Source organism: Mucilaginibacter sp. P19 (assembly GCF_050632265.1).
Lineage (GTDB): Bacteria > Bacteroidota > Bacteroidia > Sphingobacteriales > Sphingobacteriaceae > Mucilaginibacter > Mucilaginibacter gossypii.
The window spans coordinates 4,928,925-4,953,607 of the sequence record NZ_CP192586.1 but is presented as its reverse complement, the minus strand read 5'-3'; the positions used below and the strand labels follow the sequence as shown (position 1 = coordinate 4,953,607).

Genomic DNA, 24,683 nt, shown 5'->3' with positions numbered 1-24,683 from the left:
TCTTTTTTCCGAGCGCAAAAGTCGTTTATTTTTTCAAATTATAAGGCAAAATTTTCTGTTATCTTTGCGCTTTTTAAAGTGAGTGGTTTATTAGGTTAAATGGTTGATTAGTTTACCAAAATCAAAACTTAATCAACCCAATCAACCATTCACTCAATCAACTAAAAACACAAAAATGGGTTTACAATGTGGTATAGTAGGTTTGCCGAATGTGGGCAAATCGACACTTTTTAATTGCTTATCAAACGCTAAGGCACAGGCGGCTAATTTTCCGTTTTGTACCATCGAGCCAAACGTGGGTGTAATTACAGTGCCGGATGAGCGCTTAACAAAGCTTACCGAAATAGTACAGCCAAAATCAATTGTACCAAACGTTATAGAGATAGTTGATATTGCCGGCCTGGTTAAAGGGGCCAGCAAAGGCGAAGGTTTAGGTAACCAGTTTTTGGCGAATATTCGCGCTACCAATGCTATCATCCACGTATTACGTTGCTTTGATAACGATAATGTGATCCATGTTGATGGCTCGGTTGATCCTATCCGCGATAAAGAGATCATTGATACTGAACTGCAGCTAAAGGACCTTGAATCTATCGAGAAAAAGATCCAGAAGGTTGAAAAGATGGCTAAAACCGGTGGCGACAAAGAGGCCAAAAAAACCTTCGATGTTTTAACCGTTTATAAAAATCACCTGCTGGAAGGTAAGTCGGCCCGTACTGCACCTGTTGAGGAAGAAGATAAAGAATATGTAGCCGACCTTTGGCTGCTTACCGCCAAACCGGTATTATATGTTTGTAATGTTGATGAAGGTTCGGTAAGTACCGGTAATGCTTACGTTGAAAAAGTAAAAGCAGCCGTTAAAGATGAAAATGCCGAAGTGCTGATCATTTCAGCCCAAATTGAATCTGAAATTTCACAACTGGAAACCTATGAAGAACGCCAGATGTTTTTGGATGACCTTGGTCTTACCGAATCGGGTGTTAACAAGCTGATCAAAGCGGCATACAGGTTATTAAATCTGGCTACTTACTTTACTGCCGGTGTGCAGGAAGTTCGTGCCTGGACTATTACCCAGGGTTTCACCGCGCCACAGGCAGCAGGTGTGATCCATACCGATTTTGAAAAAGGCTTTATCCGTGCCGAAGTAATTAAATACGAAGATTTTGTGAAATTCAACGGTTCTGAAGCTGTGATCAAAGAAAACGGCAAGCTGGGTGTTGAAGGTAAAACCTACATTGTGCAGGATGGCGATATTATGCACTTCAGGTTTAACGTTTAGGGAATAGACCCAAGACGGCAAGAGTCAAGAATTAAGAATTTAGAGTCAAGACAATAAGATACAAGAGCCAGGAAATGAGATCTAATCCATTCCTGGCTTTTTTATGTCTTAGCTCTTGACTCATGATTGCTTGACTCCTTTTCTCGTCCTGATTCTTAAGTCCTGACTTCTTGTTTCCTGATTCTTGATTTCTTGACTCTACCTCAGCGGTTACACCGCCGACGGCGCTACCCCATAAGCTTTTTTAAAGGCGAAGGAAAAGTGGGAGAGATCTTTAAAGCCCACATTGATATAAACATCAGATACCTTGTGCTTCTTTTCTTTGATCAGGAAATAAGCGTCCTTCAATCGTTGCTGTTGGATCCACCGGTTGGGTGATATATTAAAGATCCGTTCAAAATCGCGCTTAAACGTTGCCAGGCTGCGACCGGTTAAATAGGCAAAGCGGTTTAAATCGACATTGAAGCGATAGTTTTGAGCCATGAATGCCGCGAGGTCAATTTTGCCGGGTTCGCTGAAATCAAAGAGGATATTTTTTAGCTCCGGATTGGTTTCAAGCAATATCATCACAGCTTCCTTTACCTTGTGCAGGGTAAGGGCCGGGCTGATTTCGTCGCCGGTTTTATCCATATAAGGACTTAACGATGCAATGTAATTGTTGAAAAGCTCGTTTGGTCTCAGAAACAAAGCGCTTTCGCCTGAATACTGGCCATCTGCTTGCAAATCAAGTTCGGCGCTCATGCTTTGCAGGGTAGTTTGATCCATGCCGATCGTGATGGTTTTGAACTCACCGCCTGCGGGTGGATGCTTTACAAATTTTGCCAGTTCGTTCCGTTTCAAAAAGCGGTAATCGCCCTGTTTAAAATAATAGTTTTTACCGTTTACATAAAGCTCCGAATCGCCGGAGAGGATATAGCCGAATACATGGTCGGCAATAAATTGCTCGCCGGCCCTGCTCACTTGCGAGTAGCAGGAATAAAGTATCCGCGGCGACGTTTTTGTATTTGACACAGGCATGTTGTTCAAATTTAATAATAAAGAAAGACTTACGAAGTTTTGAAAGTTTCGTAAGTCTGGTATATCCCCGGGAACAGTCCCCACAACCGAAATTATATTATGCTTTTTGAGCTGTTATTGATTTCCCAAATTCTGTATTCAGAAAATCCTCTGCTTCGGCATGATCAGTTGAAGTTGTAATTGGAAGCCATTTTTCAAATTCGGCTTTGCGTGCTTCATCGGCAGCTTTTAATAAGCCGGCGGCTTCGCTGCCCAATATAAGGTGTACAGGAGGCTCCGGATGTTCAACAAGATCAACCATTACCTTCGCTGCTTTTTTGGGGTCACCTACAGGAATAAATTTGCCGCTCGATAAATAATCGGCACGCGCGTCAACAGTTTGTTCATAGCCTTCTACCTTTGGTGCATAGCTCATCGAGTCGCCGGCCCAATCGGTACGGAAGCCTCCAGGCTCAACGCTGGTAACCAGTATGCCAAGTGGCTTTACTTCTTTAGCTAAAGCTTCGGTGAAGCCGCTCAAACCAAACTTAGCTGCCTGGTACATGCTTAAACCTGCATTACCAACGCGACCACCAACCGAGCTGATCTGTAAAATACGGCCCGAACGTTGTTTGCGCATATAAGGCAATACCGCGCGGGTGATTTCGATGGGTGCATAAAGGTTTGTTTCCAGCTGACTGCGTACCTGCTCATCAATAAATGCTTCGGCTGCGCCAATGATACCAAAACCGGCGTTATTTACCAATACATCAATTTTGCCAAAGTGGGCTACCGCATCGGCAACGGCTTTATGTACTGCCGGGTAATCGGTAACATCTAATTTTATCGGATATACCTGCCCGGGATATTTATCAGCCAGATCTTTTAATTGCTCTGGGTTACGTGCTGTAGCGGCAACATTATCACCTGCTGCTAAAACTGCTTCTGTAAGGCTGCGGCCTAATCCGCGGGCGCTGCCTGTTATAAACCATACTTTTTTCATAGTGTTATCTTTATTTTGATAACACAAAGTTAAGCTGGCAGGTGGCGCGGCGTTTTGTTGAAAAGCTCAAGTTGCTTTGTTGAAAAGGTCGGTCTACAGGTTTTGATCGTTAGGTATCGGATAAAGAAGCCATATTAGATAAAGAAGCTATATTAGTAGATAGAGAAAGAATAATAAATGATATGGTATCTAAGCAGTTAGAATATATTGATAACGGTCGTGAAGGGTACGTTATTTATAGGGATGGAGATATTAAGTTGAAGTTTCTGTACGAGTTAGCTGCCGGCAGGTACGTTGCATTGATATATATTCCGACAGCGGAAAGTTGGTTTGAAAAAACAGGGATACCTATTAATAACAGGCATCAGATAATAGAATTTATAGCATGCCAGGTAGTAAAAGATAGGGCACCCAATGCAACTTACGAATTATATGATGATTGTATAAGTCTGTTACAAGAAACCGATCGGTAAACTGTAAGCCCTTAATGCTGATAATAATAATTGCCCCAATATACGAGCTGGTTCATTAGGCTCGGTTTATCAAGGCAATCCTAAAATCCTACAAATCAAGGTTCATTAAAAGAAGCTGCTCATTTTCTCCATATATTCCTCAATAGGCATAGTACTGCGCATATTCATCAGCATGTTACCCATATCGCCTATAACGGTGCGGAACTTGTCGCTTTTGCCGGTAGCAAGATCATCAATAGCGTTAACAATAAGCATCGGATCATCAAGTTGTGATTCATCGCGTGAGCCCATCAGGTTTTGCAGTTTGCTGTTAAGTTCAATGTACGCGGTTATATCCGGGTTTTGGTTCCAAACCACGCTTTCAACAAAGTTGTTGCCTTTGGATCCGCCTTGCTCTATCAGCCTTAAATGAATATTAAGCGGTTTTAGTTCGTAATAGAGCCCTTCGGTAAGGCCCTCCAGCGCAAATTTCGACATGTTGTATAATGAGCCAAGCGGTACAGCGGTAGTAATACCCATAAAGGAGCTGATGTTGATGAACATGCCCCCATTGTTTTGCCTGAAATGGGGCAGGAACGCACGGATCACGTTGATAGGGCCGCGGGCATTTACCGCAAACTGCCAGTCGATGTCTTCTTCTTTAGCAAGCTCCAATGCGCCGTACGTACCCATACCTGCATTGTTTACCACAACATCAATTTTACCGAAAGCGGCTATCGCTTGTTCAGTTGCCGTTTTTACCTGATCAAGGTTGGTTACATCTAACTTAAATATTTTGATATTGGGATATTGTGTTAGTTCGGTTTCCTTTTCGGGGGTACGCATGGTAGCGGCTACATTCCAGCCTTGTTGTGCAAAATGTTTAGCGGTTAATTTGCCCAGTCCGCTGCTGGTTCCGGTTATAAAAACTGTTTTTGACATGGTATTTTATTTTTTATGCAAAAGTATACTGGAATTGATATAATTTTGTAATCAGTTACACAGAGTATACCAGTATGGAAGAGGAAATAACGTCACACCAACGTAATCATGCCGATGAGCGGCAGGCTTTACAAGATACCATGTATGTTATTGGCGGTAAATGGACACTGCCAATCATTAATTCCATTTGCAATGGAAACAAACGTTTCAGAGAAATTGAGCGGAGCATTCCCGGCATCACCACGCGTATGTTATCGCGCGAGCTGAAAACTATGGAAAGGAATAAGCTTGTTAAACGTACTGTAACGCCAACTTCGCCGGTTTTAATTGAGTATGAATCTACAGAGTATTGCCGGAGTTTTGGCGGCATTATTTTAGAAATGATAAAATGGGGCAAGGAGCACAGGGAGATGCTGCGCAAGGCTGATAAATAGTAGTATTTATAAAAGCGGGAAAAGCGCGATTCCCCTCTTGAGAGGGGCGGAGGGGTGTGTCTCAGCTTTTGATAAACATGCCGCAGAAACACACCCCTGCTATCACTCACTCCATCGCGCCCCCTCTCAAGAGAGTAATAGCCCATCAAGAGGCAGTAGCCATTTTGTTAATTAAAAAGTTAAACACCTGGTTATTGCCTCTATTGTTATATTTAAATGTGAACTCATTCAGGTATGATTGCAAATGTCTGAGCGATACTTTATGGTATTGACCATATATCCCCCGTTTTAACAATGTCCAAAAGCCCTCAATCGTATTGGTGTGATACTCTCCCCGGGCATACTCTTCTTTTTCCTTGTTTAATACCTGATGTTCACGGAATATTTTATTTAAACCGGCATATCCACCAAAGCCGTCCGTTACAATAGTAGCATCTGTGCTCACTGATTGTTCAACAATGGGTTTGAGCGTTTTCCCATGTGCCTTATCTATGACCTGAAGCTTTAGACGGCCATCCCGCTCCAATAACCCAATCACGGGCTGTTTATCCTGCATGCCGGTGACCTGCAAATTATTATCGCGCCTTTCCTGCCGCTTTTTCTTTGAGTGATTGGCTTTTTTACCACCTAAATAAGTCTCATCTACCTCAACAATACCCTTAAACAAACCGCCATCCCCGCCGTCCCGCATGGCTTCCCGTATCCGCATCTGCAAATACCAGCCTGTCTTACGATTGCATCCCAGATCCCTGCTTAACTGACGTGCAGATAACCCCTTTTTCGCATTCAGCATTAATGAAATAGCCAAAAACCATTGCGGCAAAGGAAGTTTGGTGCCCTCGAAAACAGTGCCGACCAAAACGCTATAGCTGCGGTTACAGCTATTGCAAATATGCCGTTGGCTTTCCTGGCGCTTGCTGCTCCGTTTGCTGTTGCAATACGGGCATTCTGGCAATCCTTGCCATCTTAATCCTTCAAGATAGTCTATGCAACTGGACTGATCTGGAAAACGCTTAATCGTCTCTATGATATTCATTATCATAAATATACAAATTATTCCTGCCTTTTCATGGGCTATTACTCTCAAGAGGGGATTTGAAAAACATTATTCAAATAGTTATTCCATTCCCCATTGTAAAAGTTAAGTTATCTTTAACGGTCATCCGTTATAAAAAACTATTTTCACCGGGTAATGAAACGTCTCACCAAATTAACCTGCAAAGGCCTTTTCCTTTTGGCTTTCATATTTTTAATTGTACCTGCTTCGGCACAAAAAAAGCAATTACCTAATATCATTTTTGTTTTGGCCGATGATATGGGGTACTCCGATTTAAGTTGCTATGGTAACCCGGTGATCCGTACGCCATTTTTAGATAAGATGGCGCAAAAAGGTGTGAGGGCAACTAATTACGTGGTAAGCAGCCCAACCTGTACACCATCAAGGGCTTCATTACTAACCGGGCGTTATGCATCAAGGATGAATTTGCCTTACCCTATAGGGCCCGGTTCATCGCTTGGGATTCCTGATCAGGAAGTTACCATTGCCGAAATGCTGAAACAAATTGGCTATAAAACAGCCATGATAGGCAAATGGCATCTTGGCGATCATGCAGCTTACAACCATCCCATGGCGCAGGGTTTTGATTCATACTATGGTTTGCTGTACAGTCATGACTACCGTTCGCCTTATGTTAAAACAGATACAACTATTAAAGTATTCCGCAATCATAAGCCCGAAGTTCTAAGACCTGCCGATTCATCATTGATTGAGTTATACAAGCGCGAAGCTATCCGCTTTATTAAGGAGCAGAAAAAGGGTGATAAGCCGTTTTTCTTATATCTCGCTCACAATATGCCGCATTTGCCGGTAGCCTTTGCATCATCAGCAAAAAATAAAAACAGAAGCGATGGCGGTCATTTAGGCGATGTGGTTGAGCAGCTTGATGAAAGCCTTGGCCAGGTTTGGAACGAGCTGGAAAAACAGGGACTGGCTGATAATACGATATTTATGTTTTCGAGCGATAATGGTCCGTGGATAGATTTCCCTGACCGGATGCTGGGCGATAGCGCCACCAAACATTGGGATGCGGGCACAGCCGGAGTTTTTCGCGGCAGCAAAGGCTTATCTTATGAGGGCGGTGTACGCGAGCCATTCATCGTTTACTGGAAAACCATACCCCGGTTGGCGCAAGCATTACCAGTATGATGAGCAACCTCGATGTATTGCCTACCCTTGCCAATTGGACTGGTGCCCCGCTGCCGAAAGGCCGTACACTGGATGGGCAGTCGATAGCTGATGTGCTGACCGGCAAAGCACCTAAACACCCGGAACACAAACCTATTTATTATTACAACAACAGCGTTTGCGAAGCCGTACGCCTTGGCGACTGGAAGTATCGTGAAGTAAAGGCAAATAACAACGTTGGTGGCGTAGCAGGTTCACCGCTACCTGCAAAAACCGAACTGTTTAACCTGGCTTATGACCCTAGTGAGCGTACTAACGTAATAAAAGAATACCCTGAAATGGCCCAAAAGTTAAAAGCTCTTTTTGACCAATATCCGGGTATGAAGGAGAATTAGGAATGAAAATAAAAATAAAAGTCATGTTGAACTTGTTTCAACATCCCAATAGTTAAGCAACCGTGCTAAGCAAATCGGCTACTTGTTATGTGGGGTGTTGAAACAAGTTCAACATAACCTGTTTATTTAAAATAGGCGTAATGCTGGGCCCGTCGAGGCATAGTGGGCGGGGCTCTACGCGCGAGTCTTCGACAAGCTCAGACTGACAGGCCTGCTTTAGTCAGAGGATTAACTTTCTTTTATCGTCGTTTTATCCTCCAAAGCCATTTTAGCGATCTCATCTTTGCGTTTAAAGCTTACGCCTTTGTGCTGTTGTATGTATTTGATCAGATCATTGGCGGCTTTAACCATTTGCGGGGTACCGCCAATGCGATCGTGGAAACTGATTGACATTTGGCGGCGTTTAAACTCAGCCTCGGCATAAAGCTGGTCGAATTCCATTTTTACCTGTGTGAGAAATTGGTCTGCCGAGAAATTTTTGCCTTCAATCAGCACGATATCGTTGTTACGGATGGTATAAGGCACCACCACGAAGTCTTTTTGATTTACCGGGATGATGAAAGGCTCATCGCGGCTCAAATCGTCAATATGGTATACGAAACCAAGTTCCTGTAATATTTTCAGCGTGTTTTCGCCGCGGCGCAGCCAGTTGGCATTGTAGCCTACGGGAGTAAAGCCGGTTACTTTTTTAATGGCATCGGCGCCATCTTTTATAAACTGCTTTTCCTGTTCATAAGGCATGGTGTACTGCGTTGCCCAGTTCATACCATGCGCTGCTGCTTCGTGCCCACGGTCAACAATTTCTTTGGCTAATCCCGGGTTCTTGAGCACAGCCGAACCAACCATGTGCGATGTTACTTTTATGCCCAGCTTGTCCCAGTTATCCAGCATGCGGGGGATCCCTTCTTTATAACCATATTGAAACCAGGTTGCACCGGGCAAATCAATAAAGCCTTTTTGCATGTTTTGCGGAAACGGGCTTTCGGCGTTATCCGGCTGACCGCCTGCTTCAAACTGCATGGATACTGAAACCACCAGTTTTGAACCATCGGCCCATTTTGAGGTGTTAAAGTTGTTTAAAGGTGTGCTTTGTTTAGCTGATGTTAAATTACTGCCCACAAGGCCGGCCAACCCTAAAAGCCCGCCTTGTTTTACAAAATCTCTTCTTGAGCTCATGATATTATTTATTGAAGAAAAGGTTATCTAATGAATAGGTATTGCTAGCCGCAAACTGAAGAAGTACGGCGAAGAAAGCAGCATGGATCAGTTGTGAAGGAAGGATCTCCCAATTCTCGATCAAACAGCTGCCTAATATTAATATGATCATTACCAGGCCACCGCCAATTAAAGCGGGTTTGGTAAACAGGCCTGATAAGAGCAGTATACCTATGGTAAATTCGGCAATTGGTAACAGGTAACTAAAAGGTGTTACCATAGCTTTAGGCAGCATTGATTTTTCAAATGTGCCAACCATCCACTGGCTAAAACCACTCAATTTAGGTAAGCGAACCAATCCGTGACCAAACATGCTGGCCCCAATAGCCAGTCTTAAAAGCAAAAAAGATGTAGTGTTCATTTCGTTTTGTTTTGATAAGTCAAAGTTCTGTATAATCAGTGCCTTGATCTTGTACATTCAGTGGGATGATCTGTAACTTTACGGGTATGGAAACCAAGAACCTGTACAGGCCTTATGAACTGGAGTTGCTTGAAACAAGCCAGTACACAGCTAAACCGCACCGCAATACTTTTTTGAAATGGTATTTACGCTGGAAGGCAAGGGGATCCAGATCATTAACGGGCATGAACTGCCTTATGCTTCTAATAAATTCTTTTTGATTTTTCCGGAAGATCACCACGGCTTTGAGGTGCACGAGCTAACCCGCTTTTACTTCATCCGCTTTACTGATAGCTACCTGAAAACACAAAGCGAAAAGTGGGTTAAAAAAATGGAATACATTTTTCATAACCATAACCATTTGCCCGGTTGCATCCTTAAAACAGTTACCGATAAGCCGCTGGTAAGGGCTCTGATAGAAGCACTACAACGGGAAACTTCAAATGATTTTCCACAGCATAATGAGGTAGTTGAGCAATTGATGAATACTATTATAACTATTGCCGCCCGCAATATCACGCTACAGCAGCATGCCAATGTTTTAAAACAACCTTCAACAACTACGTTGCCGCTGCTTAACTATATCCACGAATATATTTACCAGCCCGACCGCCTGAAAGCCGAGTGTATAGCCTCCTCATTTAATTTTTCGCCCAACTACATCAGCGAATATTTTAAGAAAACCACCGGCGAAAGCTTGCAGCAGTATATCACAAGCTATAAACTGAAACTGATTGAAACCCGCCTGCAATACACCGATAAACGCATGAGCGAAATAGCCTATGAGTTTGGTTTTACAGATGAAAGTCACCTGAACCGTATTTTTAAAAAATATAAAGGAGAGAACCCTACGGCGTATAGGAAGAGATATGGGGAGATGAATAGATGACACAAAAAGAGACTTGCAACTTGCAAGTCTCTTTTGTGCTCCCGACGAGATTCGAACTCATATCGATGGTACCGGAAACCATAATTCTATCCATTGAACTACGGGAGCAGACAGGGGCAAAGATATAAAATTGATTTAAACCAAAAGCATTGTTTGATATATTAACGTGTAGTAATAAAGCGTAAGTTTAATAAGGGTTATTGTCAATATTACTGCTTTTACGTAAACGTTTACGTAAATAAAAGTACACCGCCACCGTTAATTAAATTGAAAGTTTAATAGTTTAGGTGTTTAATATACAATTAAACGCTTCATTGTTCGTAAACTCAATAAGCGATAAACCTGCTTGAATTTTTCTTTTAATTATAACTAATAATGAAAATCCTTCATTTTTTAATGCTGCTTATAACGCCATTTGCCTGTTTTGCGCAGCAAAAAGTATTTAACATTACCGATTATGGTGCCAAGGCCGATGGTATGACCAACAATACAATCAGCATTCAAAAAGCTATTGATAATGCAAGCGCACAGGGAGGCGGTACTGTATACGTGCCTGCCGGAAAGTTCTTAACGGCTGCTATCAGCCTAAAATCAAATGTTACTCTTAACCTTGCCAAAAATGCTGTATTGCTGGGCAGCGCAAAAAGAATTGATTATGGCGAAGGCCATGCAGCGCCATTGATAGCCGCCAATAACCTGCAGCATATTGCCATAACAGGTAAAGGCACCATTGACGGAAACGGTGAAGAATTACTGAAAGACCTTTTCGCGATGCTGAAGGCAGGGAAATTAAGAGATTCGTTATGGCAAAAACAAAACCCCTGGGGGCAAACCCAGCCCGAGGAACCTAACCGCCCTAAGCTGATCCATTTTTCCAATTGCACCGATGTGCAGATAAAAGGTGTAACCATGAAAAACGGTTTGGTATGGGTACAGGATTACACCAAATGCCGCGATCTGGTTATTGACAGTATAAAAGTAGAAAGCAATACTTATTGGAATAACGACGGTATTGATTTGGTCGACTGCCAAAATGTAAAGCTTACCAATAGCTTTTTTAATGCCGATGATGATGGCATCTGCCTAAAATCAAGCGACAGGAACAGCTGCTGTGAAAATATTTATGTAGCAAACTGTACCACCAGGTCAAGCGCAAGCGGCATCAAATTTGGCACGGCTTCGCGTGGAGGTTTTAAAAAGATAACGATAAAGAATGTGAAAATTTACGATACCTACCGGTCAGCCATTGCTTTGGAGTGTGTTGATGGTGGCGTGATGGAAGATATTGATATCAGTAATATCAATGCGGTAAATACTGGCAACGCCATTTTTATCTCGTCTCGGCCATCGTAATAAGGATACTGTAGTGAGCCGCATCAATGGTATCCGCATCAGTAATGTAACTGTAGATGTACCTAAAGGAAAACCCGATAAAGGTTACCCGATGGAAGGGCCTTTAGTTAAAGGAAACCATAATACCTTTCCTTCGTCAATTGCGGGCTTGCCTGGTCACCCGGTTAAAAATGTAACGCTTGAAAATATTAAGATAGTGTATCATGGTGATGCCAGCAAAGCTGTGGCGAACGTTAGCCTCGATTCATTGACAAAGATCCCGGAAAACCCGCGTGATTATCCCGAGTTTTCCATGTTTGGAGAATTGCCGGCCTGGGGTTTTTACGCACGGCATGCAGAAGGGGTAACGTTTAAAAATGTAACTCTTAGCTGCCTGGGGAATGATTTCAGGGCTGCCGGTGTGTTTGATGATGTGGATAGGTTGACTATTAATGGCCTAAAAATACCGCAGGTTAAATCGTTGCCGGTGGTTGTATTTAACGGGGTAAGCAAATCTTCGGTTAAAGGCATTCAGATTCCCGGAACGAGTAAAAATAAGATCGTTAAGAGGTAATTTCATTTCACATCAGGAATCAGCCTTGCTAAATCAATTTAAGGGCTTTTAAGGTCGTGCGTGCGGCTTTTAACGTTAGTGTAACTTAATCGTTTACGTAAATAAATATTGCATTTAATATAAAAGGACCGTTTTTTTATCAAAATTTAATCATTATAAAACTAAACGGAGCATTGAATTGCAGCTCCAGTAAAACGTAAAGCCGCAATAATTAATTGGATTTTTCTGTGGTATTTGGTTTGGGAGCGCAATAAATATCAAGGTGCTTAATATTTAATAAAAGCTTTACAGTATGGAAAAGTTAACTGAAAAAGAGATATCGCCATTGCCGAGTCTTGACGTATGGGAAGATGATGTATTGAGCAGGTACCCGGAACCAGGTACCGAAAAGGCCAAAGAGGAGTTCAGGGTTTATAACGACGATGAAAATAACCCGGTGCGGGAATTTTACAGGCTTAACCATACTTATCAAACCTATGGCAATGTATTGGCCAAAAAGGCCAACTTTTTACAGTTTGATAAAAAGGAGATGCCATGGTGGTCGGCAATGGAATACCTGAACACACTGGTTGATGAATCGGATCCGGATATCTCGCTTGATCAGCTGCAGCATTTACTGCAAACATCTGAGGCTATCCGCGCCGATGGACACCCGGATTGGTTTGTATTAACAGGCTTTATACATGATTTAGGCAAGGTACTTTGCCTTTTTGGCGAACCGCAATGGAATGTAGTGGGCGACACGTTCCCGGTGGGCTGTAAATTTTCGGATAAGATAGTTTACCCGGAATTTTTTGCCGCAAATCCTGATAGCTACGATGAGCGTTACAATACCAAATATGGCGTTTATACTCATCAATGCGGGCTCGAAAATGTGCATATGTCATGGGGACATGATGAGTACCTGTACCATATCACCAAAGATTACCTGCCCGAAGAAGCTTTGTACATGATCCGCTATCACTCATTTTACTCACAGCACCGCGAAAAAGCGTATGACCATTTGTTGAATGCGCATGACCAGGAGATGTTTAAATGGGTTGATAAATTTAATCCGTACGATCTGTACTCTAAAAGCCCGAAACCGCCAGTAGTATCCGAGTTAAAACCTTATTATGAGGATCTGATTGCCAAATATCTGCCTGCAACAGTTAAATTGTAATTTAACGGGCTGTAGTTTTAGTCCCGTTTTTATATATTGGTCATTCCAGTTACCTGTTTAGCCCAGGCTATAAAAAATAAGTTTATAGTCTGGGTCAAACTTTACAAAAGGCCATAAACCTCCTGCCTGTTACTAAATAAATAATTAATGGCGCTGCCATGGCGTGGCTTCGTTGATTGAAAAATAGTTGTACTTTTAACAATAATTCCTGCCTGTTGATTAAAGAATAAATAAATAATTATCAGTTTTTTATGGATTCAAATGGAGATAAAGATTTAGTGTTTCGCTTACACGATGATGACATCGGTGCATTTGATATGCTTTATCAAAAGTATCATCAGGCTATTTATCGTAACATATTCAAACTCACTAAGGACGATGATATCGCCCGGGATATTTTGCAGGATATTTTTGTTGCCCTATGGGAAAAACGGGCTGATATTAACCCCGATCAATCGGTAAGCGGCTGGTTATTTGTATTGAGCTTCAATAAATCCATCTCCTATCTCCGCAAAAAAGTACGCGAAACGGCTGTTGTTAACACCATGCCTTTTGCTGAAATGGAAACCGATAACGGCGACGTACAGTTAATGGATGAGCAATATTATTTATTACAACAAGCTATTAACCAATTATCGCCGCAGCGAAAAAGGTATTTACCCTTTGCAAATTGGAAGGGAAAACCTATGAAGAAGCTGCCGAGAAATTGAACCTTTCTAAACATACTGTTAAGGAATACCTCGGACATGCGGTTGTGGCAGTTAAAAACCACATAAAAGAACACCAGGCCGAATGGAAAACCGCAGGAGTTATAATGGTTTGTTATTGGATTGGAACAAATTGATGATGGGGATTTATTTTAAACAATTGCTCCAACTAATTTCTTTCTTCCTACAAACCTGATAACCGAGCCTTGTCCGCTGTGATAAGGCCCTTCATTTAAATGGATCGCCGTTTCCAGAAGTTCTAAAATCTCGTAATTATTAAAATCTGTTTTAATTTCCTCTAAAGAAAATAGTGATTCGATATCTCTCGGACCGCCCATTTTTTCATCTTTTGCAAGGTAGTCAAGGTGACTTTTACTAAAAGCCTCAAAAATGATAAGCCCTCCGACGTTTAAATATTTATTAAGGCTTTGATGTACAAGTGATTTGATGTTGGGAGGAAAGTGCGCATAAATCAAGGCGATCACGTCAAATTGCCCCGCTGTATAGTTGAGCTCCTGCAACTCTCCAACCTGATAATCAATAGCTACCTGTTTTTGTTCTGCAAGTTTCAGGGCTTTCTTTTGTCCCTCAACACTTATATCGAATGCAGAAACTGCCCAGCCAAGCCCGGCGGCAAAAACAGCATTGCGCCCTTCGCCTTCTGCAGGGAAAAGAATTTTGCCGGGTTTTAAAAGTGACAGTTGTTGTTGTAGAAAATTATTAGGCTGTTCACCATAGGCAAATTCTTCTTCGGCATATCGTTGGTCCCATTTTTCTGTCCAGGCATTTTTCATACAGAGGTAATTATTTAGCTATTTATTGATGATAAAGGTAGTATTTAAGTAAGTTAACACAAGGGCTGCAGTACATTGATGACAATAATGTGGCTGTGAAAAAAATTAAATGCAGCTCAATTTTATGAGTTTTTATTTTTCTTAAAAATAATTGTAAACCCATCCCCCCGTTTTAAAGCTCCCGGCGTATTTATATAAAAATAGCTTGTGGAAACTATAGTCAAACGCTTAGAAAGGCTTTATAATACCGAGAATTTAACTCCTGAGGACAGGCGCTGGCTTGCCGAATACCTGCAAGGAGATGTTTCAGAATTATATCTTATAGCGCTTGAAGGTTTCAGTAAGGATGCTCTGGAAAAGAAGATCTCTCTGAGTGGAGAGGCATCTGATCAGATACTTAACAATATCCATCAGCGTATAATTAAGCCTCCGCCCAGAAAGGTGTTTCCTCTTTGGCGTTTGCTGGTAAAGCTGGCCGTTGCCGCCTCTGTAACCGCTATTTTTAGTGCCGGCTATATCTTCAGAAAACAGTTGGACAACTGGTTGAACCCTGTTACTTACCAGGAAACGGTGGCACTAAACGGCGAAATTAAACTGATCACTTTACCTGATGGTACGAGCATTTGCCTTAATGCCGGCAGTAGTTTAAAGTACCCGGATAAGTTTAAAGAGAAAACGCGGGAGGTTACACTTACAGGCGAGGCTTTCTTTAAAGTGGCGCACGATAGCAGTAAACCGTTTGTTATTCACTCGGGTAAAATTAAAACCACTGTTTTAGGTACCAGCTTTAATGTTAAAGCTTATACCGAAGATAAATCGGTTAAGATCACCGTGGTAAGCGGAAAAGTAGGAGTTGTTCCAACGGCCTCAAAACATCCTGCTGTATTACTCACAGCGAATATGCAAATGGTTTATAACAAAACCAGCCAAACAGTGCTTACCGAAAAAATAAATGATGCCTCGTCGGTGGTCAGCTGGCAGCAGGGTAAGCTGCAATACCATAATACCCCCTGTTTGATGTTTTGGCCGATGTGCAGCGAAAATATAATGTAACAATCAGAGCCGACAAAAATTTATTGAACTGTACGTTATACGCCGATTTTAACAATATGCCATTAGAAAAAGTATTGAAGCTGACCGAGGCCCTTATAAATGCCCATTTTAAAAAGGCAGGCGATGCTTATACGTTAAAGGGCAAAGGCTGTAATTAATGTACCTGATATACCAATTATAAAAACAAATAAATGTTTGACAACCTAAAAAAATGAAATTGCTATGAGTTGAACCAAGGAAAAAGAGAAATGATCCTCCAAAATGGCCGGGCCAGTTTTGGAGGAATAAAATGTAAAGATTTTTTAATGGACCATGCACAGGGCCTCTCACAACCGCAGCACGTTCCAGCTTGACCTATAACACTTTAATATAGCAAAAATATGAAAATAAACATACCCGAAAGAGTCTTTCGAGCCATAACATTTGTTATGAAAATTAATGCGATCATTTTATTAGTAGTCTGTTCCCTGTCAACCATTGCCATGGCTGATAATTCATACGGACAAAGCGTGCTGGAAAAGCCAGTTACCGTTAAATTAAAAAATACCCCTCTTGCTGATGCACTGGAGCGGATTTCAGCCAGTACCGGCGTACGGATCATGTACACCGGGAATAACATTGAAAGCGATGTTAAAGTAACCCTTACAGCTCATAACGAAAAGCTGGAGGCTGTTTTGAAAAAAGTTTTATTAGATAACCAGTTTACTTATACCGAAGTTGAAGGAAGTTTGCTGGTTAAACCCGCCCCAAAGCCACCGGTAGAGAAGAAGATCGAGCTCCCGCCGCCTGTTATTGTTACCGGATCTGTAGTAGATGATAAAGGCCAGCCCTTAATAGGTGTTTCTGTTAAAATAGAAGGCCTTGCAACAGGTGCGGTAACCGATATAGATGGTAAATTCAGGGTGCAGGTTGCCAACGAAAAAGCTGTACTGGTGTTTTCTTACATAGGCTTTGAAACTCAAAAAATAGCCGTAGGCAAACAAACATCTATAAAAGTAATTTTACTGCCTTCGGCAAACTCGTTATCTACCGTTGTAGTAATTGGTTATGGTACTACTACCAAAAAGGAATTGACCAGCGCTATTGCAACTGTAAAAGCCGAGCAATTTAATGCCGGTGTTGTTGCAACTCCTGCTGATCTGTTAGAAGGTAAAGTAGCCGGTTTAAATATCACCAACGATGGTAACCCTAATGGTAAAGCTTCGGTAACACTGCGCGGTCCATCTTCAATAAGGGCTGGCGCAGCGTCTGTGCCTTTTTATGTAATTGACGGCGTGCCCGGCGCCGATTTTAACCTATTGGCTCCATCAGATATTGCTTCGATAGATGTGTTGAAGGATGCTTCGGCAGCGGCAATTTACGGAACCAGGGCTACCAATGGTGTAATTATCGTTACTACCAAAAGGGCAAAAGCAGGTCAGTTAAGGATGACTTATAACGGATACGGATCATTTGAGAAAGTATCTAACCAGTTTAAAGTTGCCAGCGCCGACCAGTTAAGGGCCTATGTAAAAGCTAACGGACAAAGTTTTACCCCTGCGAATGACAACGGTGGCAATACCGACTGGCAAAAAGCTGTTGAACGTGGTACAGGTTTCTCTCAAAACCATAACCTGTCTTTTGGCGGCGGTACCGATAAAACTACTTATAACGGAAGCATAAACTACCTGCAAAATCAGGGTATCGTTAAAAGCAGCGATATGAAGCGTGTTATAGGTAGGCTTAATATCACCCAAAAAGCGTTGAATGATAAACTGAAACTGGACTTTTCATTAAGCAATTCGGTAACTAACGCCAATTTGTTAGTTAATGATATCCCGCTGTCATCTGCAAACGGACAAAGCCCCGGCTTGTTTAAATCAATAGTTCAATATTTACCAACACGTACTATTTATAATCCTGATGGTACTTTTTACAACGATCCTACTTTAAAATTAGGTTATAACCCGGTAGGGCTTATTACTAACGATAGCTACAAACAAAAAGTTAACTTGTTGCTGGGTAATATACGCGGTGAGTTGATACTGCCTGCCGGCCTGCTTTACAATTTTAACTTAGCTTACCAGGAAACAAATACCGACAATAATACTTATTACAACTCTGCATCAGAGCTGGCACCTGGCCTCAACGGCAAAGCCATCCGTTCAACTTATGAGGATAACAAAAAGTTGTTTGAAAACTATTTGACCTATGCTCATAAATGGGGCGATAAACATGATTTTAAAGCCCTGTTTGGCTATTCAATAGATCAAACTACCACCGGGAATGGCTTTCAATCAACCAATCAAGGATTTATTTCGGATGCTACGGGTTCAGACAATCTTAGTTTAGGTACGCCTTCCGGGAACTACCGGGTTGATTATGGTAACGTTAACGTCGAAACTTTACGTTTGATATCCTTTTACTCTCGTCTTAATTATAGCTACAGGGGTAAATACCTTTTACAGGCATCTTTACGACGTGACGGTTCAAACGCCTTTGGTACTAATAAACGCTGGGGGTATTTCCCGGCTGCTTCGGCCGCATGGCGGGTTATCGACGAGGGCTTTATGAAATCTCAATCCTTATTTGATGATTTGAAATTGCGCGTTGGCTATGGTAAAACCGGTAACTCATTAGGCTTCTCGCCTTATACGCCCCTCACGCTTTATGGCACTACCGGTAGCTTTTATTACAATAACGCTTATATTGGTGCAATTGGTGTAACTCAAAACCCAAACCCTGATTTGAAATGGGAAAGTACGGCTACGTTAAACGGCGGCGTTGATTTTTCCTTATTTAAAGGACGTTTGGGCGGCTCGGTTGATATCTACAATAAAAAAACAACCGATATGATCACCACGGTACCGGTGTCGCTTATTAACAACTTTGTAAATACAAAAGTTGAAAACGTAGGTAGTATGACCAATAAAGGTGTTGAGATAGCCCTTAACGGAACGCCAATAAAAACAAAAGATTTTACCTGGAGCAGCTATGGCAATATCTCATTTAATAAAAATAAGATCACTGCACTGGCGCCAAACCTTTCAAAAATATATGCAGGCGATCCGGAAGGTCCCGGACAAAGCGGTATCAAAACATCAATCATTGAGGCCGGTTATCCGCTTGGCGAATTTTACACCCTGAAATACCTTGGTCGCACCAATGGTGTATCTACCTTCATGGGTGCTAATGGCCAGCCAACAACAACACCTCAAAGTACCGATCAAACTTATGCAGGCAATGCCCAACCTACATACACATTTGGTTTTGGTAATGATCTTACCTATAAAAACTTCAGCCTTAACTTCTTTTTCAGGGGACAGGGTGGGAACAAGATCATGAATGCATCATTAGCCAGCTTTAACCAGCCTACCCAGGCTTCGGTACATGGGGTACCTGCTTTAACATTAAGCGAGCCGGGTACCGATGTTAATGCCTATTATTATTCAACACGTTATCTCGAAAGCGGTGCATTTATCAGGTTAAGTAATGCTACACTGGCTTATAAAATAAATGTTGCGGGTAATTATGTACATGGCATCCGGTTGTATGTTACCGGTACCAATTTATTCATCATCACCAAATACAAAGGCGTGGACCCTGAATTGAACTTAAACATCGATAACCAGGCAAGCGGCCAGTTTATCGGGGTAGACAGCAATAATTTTTATCCAAAAACAAGGAGTTTCCTTGCCGGCGTACAAGTTGATTTATAATAGATTTTAACCTAACAGACATGAATAATTTAAAAAGATATATAAAACCTGGCCTCATTGCCATGTTTATAGGAGCAATTTACCTTTCAGGTTGTACTAAATTGGATATCACGCCAAAATCGGCGCTTACAACGGCTAACTTTCCTACTACACCAGCGCAGTATGTAGCTGCTACCGGGCCTATCTATACCTCGTTTCGCGGGGCGCCGGGCAGGCAATACTGGTTGTTGCAAAATTTAAGTACCGATGAATGCGTACTTGTTGCACGTGGTGGTAACTGGCTTGACGGCGGTACCTATTCAACCGTAAACCTGCACACTGTTACGCCTGATAACGGCATGACCGAAACTTGCTGGTCGGGAGGTTACGGAACCATCAGTTTATGTAACCAGGTATTGTCGTTATTGGCACCTACGCCCGAAAGCGATTCAAAAAAACAAACCATTGCCGAAATTAAAACCATGCGCGCCCTGTCATATTTTTACCTGATGGACCTGTTTGGTAACGTGCCTATCAGCAAAACCTTTGGCGATACCACCAACCTGGGCACCCAGCCAAGGGCGGCAGTGTTTGCATTTATTGAAAGTGAATTGCTTGCCCAAATTCCTGATCTGAGCGGGACAGCAGGGGTAACTACTTATGGCAGGCCGACCAAAGGTTTGGCTTATGCAATACTTGCCAAAATGTATTTGAACGCGCAGTACTATATCGGCACTCCAAGATATCAGGATGCTGTTACTATGTGCGATAACGTTATAAAAAGCGGTCAATATGGTTTAGATGCAGATTATTTAGGCATGTTTAAGCCTAATAACGGCCCGGGTGTTAAAGACTTTATTTTTGCCATACCTTATGACGGCATTTTGGCACAGGGGCAGTACTACGCACGCTGGACGCTGAACCCTAACCTGAAAAGTAAGTATAAAATGCCGTACACGCCAGATGGGCCGGTGTACACTTACAAAGAATACTATGCCTTGTTCAATGACGCGAACGATATCCGTAAAAAACAATTTTTAGTTGGCAAGCAGTACAACAATGATGGCTCTCCAATATTAATTACAACAACTAATATCGGACTGGATGCAAGTTATTCCGGCCCTAAGCCAAATGATATAGTGATCCACCAGTTAGAGTTTACACCTGATATTGTGTGGAAAAACCCGGCAACTTTTGACATCGGTAATGATGAGCTTGCTAATGAAGAAGGTTACAGGAACAATAAGTTTTATCCGGATAGCTTAAGTAATGACCGTAACCAGGGCAATGATGTGCCTATGTTCAGGTATGCTGATATTTTGCTTGAAAAAGCCGAGGCTATTTTACGCGGCGCATCAGCAACCAATGGCGATTCGCCTTTATCATTGGTTAACCAGGTGAGGGCGCGTGCAAAAGCTTCGCCTTTAACTTCGGTAACACTGTCTGATATTTTAGATGAACGGGGCCGCGAATTTTCTATGGAAACGTGGCGTCGTAATGACCTGATCCGCTTTGGTCAGTTTGAGAAAAAATGGGGTATAAAAACAGATGCCGATCCTAATAAACGCATTTTCCCGATCCCAAGACCGGAAATGCAGTTGAACCCGAAACTGGTACAAAATCCGGGTTATTAATTTAGTTCTATTATTTATTTAACAAACGCAGGCCCTAAAAAGCCTGCATTTGTTTTTTAGAAGGGCTTTAATGATCCTAAAACTCCCTGAATTTTCTCCGGTATTCCATTGGTGTGCTCCCGGTAGCTAATTTAAAATACCTGTTAAAGTTTGAAAGGTTGTTAAACCCCGAATCGCGGCTGATTGAATTTATATTTTCATTGGTCTCCCTGATCAGTTTACACGAGTTTTCTATTCTTACGGTCAGTAAAAAATCAAAATAGGTTTGGCCGGTACGCAATTTAAAATAATGGCAAAATGCTTTCGGTACCATGTGTATGATGTTTGCTATTTCCTTAAGCTTAATGTCTTTGTAAAAATTGTCCATGGTATACAGATAGATCTTCGTTAGCCGCACTTCATCTATCCTGTTAAAGATCTTCTTCTCCGTTTCACCGGCAAGGTTTGAGACCTGTTCCCCCTCGGCAATTTTATTTAACAGTTGAAGCAATAACGGAAGCTGTTCATACCTGGCCGAATTTTCTATTCGGTGGATAAAGTCGACCGCAACAGCTTTAGAATTTTCATTGATCAGTAATCCATTCTTGGTGCCATTTAAAAGATTGTTTATCAGGTTGTTTTCTGGCAGCGTCATGAAAGTACTTCCCAATTTATTGGGATCAAAATGAAGGGTAAGCAACTGTAGCGGTTTGGGTATTTTACCGCTTTTCATGGAGTAATCATAGTAGCGGTTAGTTTCAAACTTAAACATATGGGGCACGTTACAGCCTATGATGATCATGGTATCCCCTGAAATTCTTTTTGAAGTATTTCCTATCGAAAAAGTGCCTTCACCACTTATAATATAAATAAGTTCCAGCTCGGGATGGTTGTGGAAGTTATTGATAGCATGGTAGGTTTTTGCTTCGGCTATTGTAAAAGCTGAATTGTCGACTTTCAGGACCTGCTCAAAGAAATCTTTCATTTTTATACTATAGTGATATAAAAAGCTAAAAATAGTCAATATGTTATGAATATAGTATTACTTGTTGTGAATATTTAGGCATTGGGCAGTTTGTTAAGCGCCTAACTTCGTTTTATAAAATTTAAGCCATGAAGGAAAAGAAGTTTACTATGAAACTTATTGAAGCTTCGATAAGTGACATTGAGTTAGTAGGAGGTAAAAATGCATCGCTTGGAGAAATGATGCAGAACATATCGCAGTTTGGTATTGATATTCCTGATGGATTTATCATAACAAGTAAGGCTTATTACCAGTTCATTGCAGACAATCAGCTTGATAAAATGATCAGGGATATCCTTGAGGATAAAGACCTGTCCAACTTGCAGGTTCTGTTATCCTGTGGCAGTAAAATACGAAAGCTTATCCAAAACGGCCGGTTTTCTGTTGTTATGGAGAATGAGATCCTTGAAGCTTATAAGGATCTGCTGATCCAATATGCAGATAACGCAGCCGACGTTGCAGTCCGCTCATCGGCTACTGCTGAAGACCTGCCCGATGCATCATTTGCCGGCCAGCAGGATACCTATTTAAACATAAGAGGGGAAGAGAGCTTATTAACAGCGATAAAAAATTGTTTCGCCTCATTATTTACCGACAGGGCAATCAGCTACCGGGAATCATTTAATTATGATCACTTTAATGTCGGCCTTTCTGTTTGTGTTCAAAAAATGGTGCGCTCAGATAAAGGCGTTTCGGGGGTTGCATTTTCGTTAGATACAGAAAGTGGTTTCAAAGATGCCGTAATCATTAACGGATCGTACGGCTTAGGCGAAATGCTGGTACAGGGATCGGTTAATCCCGATGAGTTTATCGTTTATAAGCCGCTGCTTGAAAGCGGTTTCAGGCCCATCCTTGAAAAGAAATTAGGCAAAAAGCACATAAAGATGATTTACGGCAATTCCGTAGAAGAGGCTGTAAGAGTCGTTGATACTCCTGTTGATGAAAGCTCAAGATTTTGCCTGTCGGACGATCAGATCATCCAATTGAGTAATTGGGTAATTATCATTGAGGCCTATTACACTAAATTGAAGGGTAAATGGTGCCCGATGGACATTGAATGGGCTGTAGACGGGATCACCGGCCGGCTGTTTATAGTGCAGGCAAGGCCCGAAACTATTCACTCACGCAAGCAGGTAAACCTGCTTACCGAATTTCGTATTAATGACCCGGACAGAACGGATAGGATCTTGCTGAAAGGTATTGCTGTTGGCGATAAAATAGCGACAGGTAAAGTGCATAATCTCACCGGTATCGGGAAGCAAAATATCCACGAAATCAACTTTTTACCCGGCGATATCATGGTAACCGACATGACCGACCCTGACTGGGAACCGGTAATGAAAAAAGCATCAGCTATCATCACCAATAAAGGAGGGCGAACCTGCCATGCTGCCATTGTTGCCCGGGAGTTAGGCGTTCCGGCTATAGTTGGCTGCGAATGCGCTACCACTATCCTAAAAACCGGTGATGAAATAACCGCTTCATGCGCCGAAGGAGATGCCGGAATTATTTACAGCGGCATAGTAGCATTTACTAAGCGGGAACATGATCTTAATGACCTGCCTGAAATTGAAACCCCGCTGATGATGAATATCGGATCGCCTGAAATAGCATTTAATTATGCGCATTATCCAGGAAAGGGTGTAGGCCTTGCCAGGGAGGAATTTATTATCAATAATTATATAAAAATTCACCCGTTGGCCCTGCTCGAACACCGAAACCTGAATGATGCTTCGTTGACCGCTCATATTGAGGAAGCTATGCTGGGTTATGAGAGTGAAGAAGCTTATTTTATTGAAAAGTTATCCTACGGAATAGCTAAGATAGCCGCTGCATTTTATCCCAATAAAGTAATTGTACGTTTCTCGGATTTTAAAACCAATGAATACTATAATATGCCCGGCGGTAAGTATTTCGAACCGAATGAGGAAAATCCAATGATCGGTTGGAGGGGAGCATCCAGGTACTATTCTAAAGTATATAAAGATGCTTTTGGGATGGAATGTAAAGCTATTAAGAAGGTACGCGAAATGATGGGCCTTGATAATGTGGTGGTGATGATCCCTTTTTGCCGCACAGTGAATGAACTTTCATTGGTATACGAAACCATGAACGAGTATGGCCTGAAACGCGGTGAAAACGGGCTTGAAGTTTATCTGATGGCCGAAGTTCCGTCGAACGTGATCCTGGCCGAACAATTTGCCGATCATGTAGATGGTTTTTCAATTGGCTCTAACGACCTAACCCAGCTTGTACTGGGGCTCGACCGTGATTCGTCTTTAGTGGCGGGCTTATACAACGAGCGTAATGATGCGGTAAAGTTCATGATCTCATCGTTAATAAAAACTGCAAAGAAAAAGGCGTGAAAGTGGGAATCTGCGGGCAGGGGCCATCCGATTATCCTGATTTTGCCCAGTTCCTGGTAGAAGAAGGGATTGACAGCATCTCCGTTACTCCCGATTCGTTTTTTAAAACCGTGATGGCTATCAAGAAGATAGAAGATGAAATTGAAGAGGCGAAACGGCTGTGCCTATCTGCCTGATACGAACGATTTATT

Annotated in this window: 22 protein-coding genes, 1 tRNA gene and 1 pseudogene; 15 read left to right on the top strand and 9 right to left on the bottom strand. The window is 42.0% G+C overall.

Annotated features, from left to right (window positions below; all coding sequences use genetic code 11):
• Window positions 1–175: 175 nt before the first annotated feature.
• Window positions 176–1,279: a redox-regulated ATPase YchF gene (gene ychF, locus ACQ86K_RS24060; RefSeq protein WP_091175336.1), complete on the top strand. Its 1,104-nt coding sequence runs from the start codon at window positions 176–178 to the stop codon at window positions 1,277–1,279.
• 210 nt (window positions 1,280–1,489) lie between these two features.
• Here ychF and ACQ86K_RS24055 read toward each other — a convergent pair whose 3' ends face one another.
• The 3 genes from ACQ86K_RS24055 to ACQ86K_RS24045 form a co-directional block, all read right to left on the bottom strand.
• Window positions 1,490–2,296 carry a helix-turn-helix domain-containing protein gene (locus ACQ86K_RS24055; protein ID WP_091175194.1) on the bottom strand — a complete coding sequence of 269 codons (807 nt, stop codon included), beginning with the start codon at window positions 2,294–2,296 and terminating at the stop codon, window positions 1,490–1,492.
• 97 nt (window positions 2,297–2,393) lie between these two features.
• Window positions 2,394–3,278, bottom strand: coding sequence for an oxidoreductase (locus ACQ86K_RS24050; protein WP_091175191.1), 885 nt, complete (start codon window positions 3,276–3,278; stop codon window positions 2,394–2,396).
• 578 nt (window positions 3,279–3,856) lie between these two features.
• A complete protein-coding gene (locus ACQ86K_RS24045; RefSeq protein ID WP_091175186.1) occupies window positions 3,857–4,672 on the bottom strand; it encodes an SDR family oxidoreductase in 816 nt (271 codons plus the stop codon).
• Window positions 4,673–4,746: 74 nt separating this feature from the next.
• Between ACQ86K_RS24045 and ACQ86K_RS24040 the strand changes: the two genes are divergently transcribed.
• Entirely contained in the window at window positions 4,747–5,106 is a 360-nt protein-coding gene (locus tag ACQ86K_RS24040; protein ID WP_091175184.1) for a winged helix-turn-helix transcriptional regulator, read from the top strand.
• A 145-nt stretch (window positions 5,107–5,251) separates the two neighbouring features.
• Here the strand turns inward: ACQ86K_RS24040 and ACQ86K_RS24035 are convergent, their stop codons facing one another.
• Window positions 5,252–6,142, bottom strand: coding sequence for an IS1595 family transposase (locus tag ACQ86K_RS24035; RefSeq protein WP_189549506.1), 891 nt, complete (start codon window positions 6,140–6,142; stop codon window positions 5,252–5,254).
• A 156-nt stretch (window positions 6,143–6,298) separates the two neighbouring features.
• Between ACQ86K_RS24035 and ACQ86K_RS24030 the strand changes: the two genes are divergently transcribed.
• Together ACQ86K_RS24030 and ACQ86K_RS24025 are read left to right on the top strand one after the other, a co-directional pair.
• On the top strand, window positions 6,299–7,312 hold the full coding sequence (locus tag ACQ86K_RS24030; RefSeq protein WP_256337546.1) for a sulfatase-like hydrolase/transferase: 1,014 nt from the start codon (window positions 6,299–6,301) through the stop codon (window positions 7,310–7,312).
• A complete protein-coding gene (locus ACQ86K_RS24025; RefSeq protein ID WP_256337547.1) occupies window positions 7,309–7,686 on the top strand; it encodes a hypothetical protein in 378 nt (125 codons plus the stop codon). Before ACQ86K_RS24030 ends, ACQ86K_RS24025 begins: the two co-directional genes overlap by 4 nt.
• A 228-nt stretch (window positions 7,687–7,914) precedes the next feature.
• Here ACQ86K_RS24025 and ACQ86K_RS24020 read toward each other — a convergent pair whose 3' ends face one another.
• Both ACQ86K_RS24020 and ACQ86K_RS24015 read right to left on the bottom strand, forming a co-directional pair.
• Complete coding sequence (locus tag ACQ86K_RS24020; protein WP_091174961.1) at window positions 7,915–8,862, bottom strand: polysaccharide deacetylase family protein; 948 nt, start codon at window positions 8,860–8,862, stop codon at window positions 7,915–7,917.
• 4 nt (window positions 8,863–8,866) lie between these two features.
• Window positions 8,867–9,262, bottom strand: coding sequence for a DoxX family protein (locus ACQ86K_RS24015; protein ID WP_091175176.1), 396 nt, complete (start codon window positions 9,260–9,262; stop codon window positions 8,867–8,869).
• Window positions 9,263–9,440: 178 nt separating this feature from the next.
• Between ACQ86K_RS24015 and ACQ86K_RS24010 the strand changes: the two genes are divergently transcribed.
• On the top strand, window positions 9,441–10,190 hold the full coding sequence (locus tag ACQ86K_RS24010) for a helix-turn-helix domain-containing protein (protein WP_431198953.1): 750 nt from the start codon (window positions 9,441–9,443) through the stop codon (window positions 10,188–10,190).
• A 36-nt stretch (window positions 10,191–10,226) separates the two neighbouring features.
• Here the strand turns inward: ACQ86K_RS24010 and ACQ86K_RS24005 are convergent.
• Window positions 10,227–10,298 (bottom strand) — tRNA-Arg (locus ACQ86K_RS24005).
• A gap of 267 nt (window positions 10,299–10,565) precedes the next feature.
• On the opposite strand from ACQ86K_RS24005, the gene ACQ86K_RS24000 reads away from it, so the two are divergent.
• From ACQ86K_RS24000 to ACQ86K_RS23980, 5 genes are all read left to right on the top strand, one after another.
• On the top strand, window positions 10,566–11,543 hold the full coding sequence (locus ACQ86K_RS24000; RefSeq protein ID WP_431198952.1) for a glycoside hydrolase family 28 protein: 978 nt from the start codon (window positions 10,566–10,568) through the stop codon (window positions 11,541–11,543).
• Window positions 11,544–11,556: 13 nt separating this feature from the next.
• Window positions 11,557–12,096, top strand: coding sequence for a hypothetical protein (locus ACQ86K_RS23995; protein WP_431198951.1), 540 nt, complete (start codon window positions 11,557–11,559; stop codon window positions 12,094–12,096).
• Window positions 12,097–12,388: 292 nt separating this feature from the next.
• Entirely contained in the window at window positions 12,389–13,258 is an 870-nt protein-coding gene (locus tag ACQ86K_RS23990; protein WP_090527975.1) for an inositol oxygenase family protein, read from the top strand.
• 251 nt (window positions 13,259–13,509) lie between these two features.
• Window positions 13,510–13,968, top strand: coding sequence for an RNA polymerase sigma factor (locus ACQ86K_RS23985; protein ID WP_431198950.1), 459 nt, complete (start codon window positions 13,510–13,512; stop codon window positions 13,966–13,968).
• Window positions 13,929–14,102 (top strand): RNA polymerase sigma factor, encoded by a 174-nt coding sequence (locus tag ACQ86K_RS23980; protein ID WP_431198949.1) that lies wholly within the window; start codon window positions 13,929–13,931, stop codon window positions 14,100–14,102. The genes ACQ86K_RS23985 and ACQ86K_RS23980 overlap by 40 nt, the downstream gene beginning before the upstream one ends.
• A 15-nt stretch (window positions 14,103–14,117) precedes the next feature.
• Here the strand turns inward: ACQ86K_RS23980 and ACQ86K_RS23975 are convergent, their stop codons facing one another.
• The gene (locus tag ACQ86K_RS23975) at window positions 14,118–14,759 is read right to left on the bottom strand and encodes a class I SAM-dependent methyltransferase (RefSeq protein WP_091174974.1); all 642 of its coding nucleotides are present in this window, start codon (window positions 14,757–14,759) and stop codon (window positions 14,118–14,120) included.
• A gap of 207 nt (window positions 14,760–14,966) precedes the next feature.
• Between ACQ86K_RS23975 and ACQ86K_RS23970 the strand changes: the two genes are divergently transcribed.
• The 4 genes from ACQ86K_RS23970 to ACQ86K_RS23955 all read left to right on the top strand — a co-directional run bounded on the left by ACQ86K_RS23970 (window position 14,967) and on the right by ACQ86K_RS23955 (window position 21,123).
• Entirely contained in the window at window positions 14,967–15,812 is an 846-nt protein-coding gene (locus ACQ86K_RS23970) for a FecR family protein (protein WP_431198948.1), read from the top strand.
• Window positions 15,791–15,970, top strand: coding sequence for a DUF4974 domain-containing protein (locus ACQ86K_RS23965; protein WP_431198947.1), 180 nt, complete (start codon window positions 15,791–15,793; stop codon window positions 15,968–15,970). The genes ACQ86K_RS23970 and ACQ86K_RS23965 overlap by 22 nt, the downstream gene beginning before the upstream one ends.
• 270 nt (window positions 15,971–16,240) lie before the next feature.
• Window positions 16,241–19,510 carry a SusC/RagA family TonB-linked outer membrane protein gene (locus ACQ86K_RS23960; protein WP_176844574.1) on the top strand — a complete coding sequence of 1,090 codons (3,270 nt, stop codon included), beginning with the start codon at window positions 16,241–16,243 and terminating at the stop codon, window positions 19,508–19,510.
• A gap of 20 nt (window positions 19,511–19,530) precedes the next feature.
• A complete protein-coding gene (locus ACQ86K_RS23955) occupies window positions 19,531–21,123 on the top strand; it encodes a RagB/SusD family nutrient uptake outer membrane protein (protein WP_090527961.1) in 1,593 nt (530 codons plus the stop codon).
• Between the two features lie 76 nt (window positions 21,124–21,199).
• Here the strand turns inward: ACQ86K_RS23955 and ACQ86K_RS23950 are convergent, their stop codons facing one another.
• Window positions 21,200–22,087, bottom strand: a complete 888-nt coding sequence (locus ACQ86K_RS23950; RefSeq protein ID WP_091174981.1) for an AraC family transcriptional regulator — start codon at window positions 22,085–22,087, stop codon at window positions 21,200–21,202.
• A gap of 128 nt (window positions 22,088–22,215) precedes the next feature.
• Here ACQ86K_RS23950 and ppsA point away from each other — a divergent pair.
• A pseudogene (gene ppsA, locus ACQ86K_RS23945) lies at window positions 22,216–24,668 on the top strand (phosphoenolpyruvate synthase).
• Window positions 24,669–24,683: the final 15 nt, after the last annotated feature.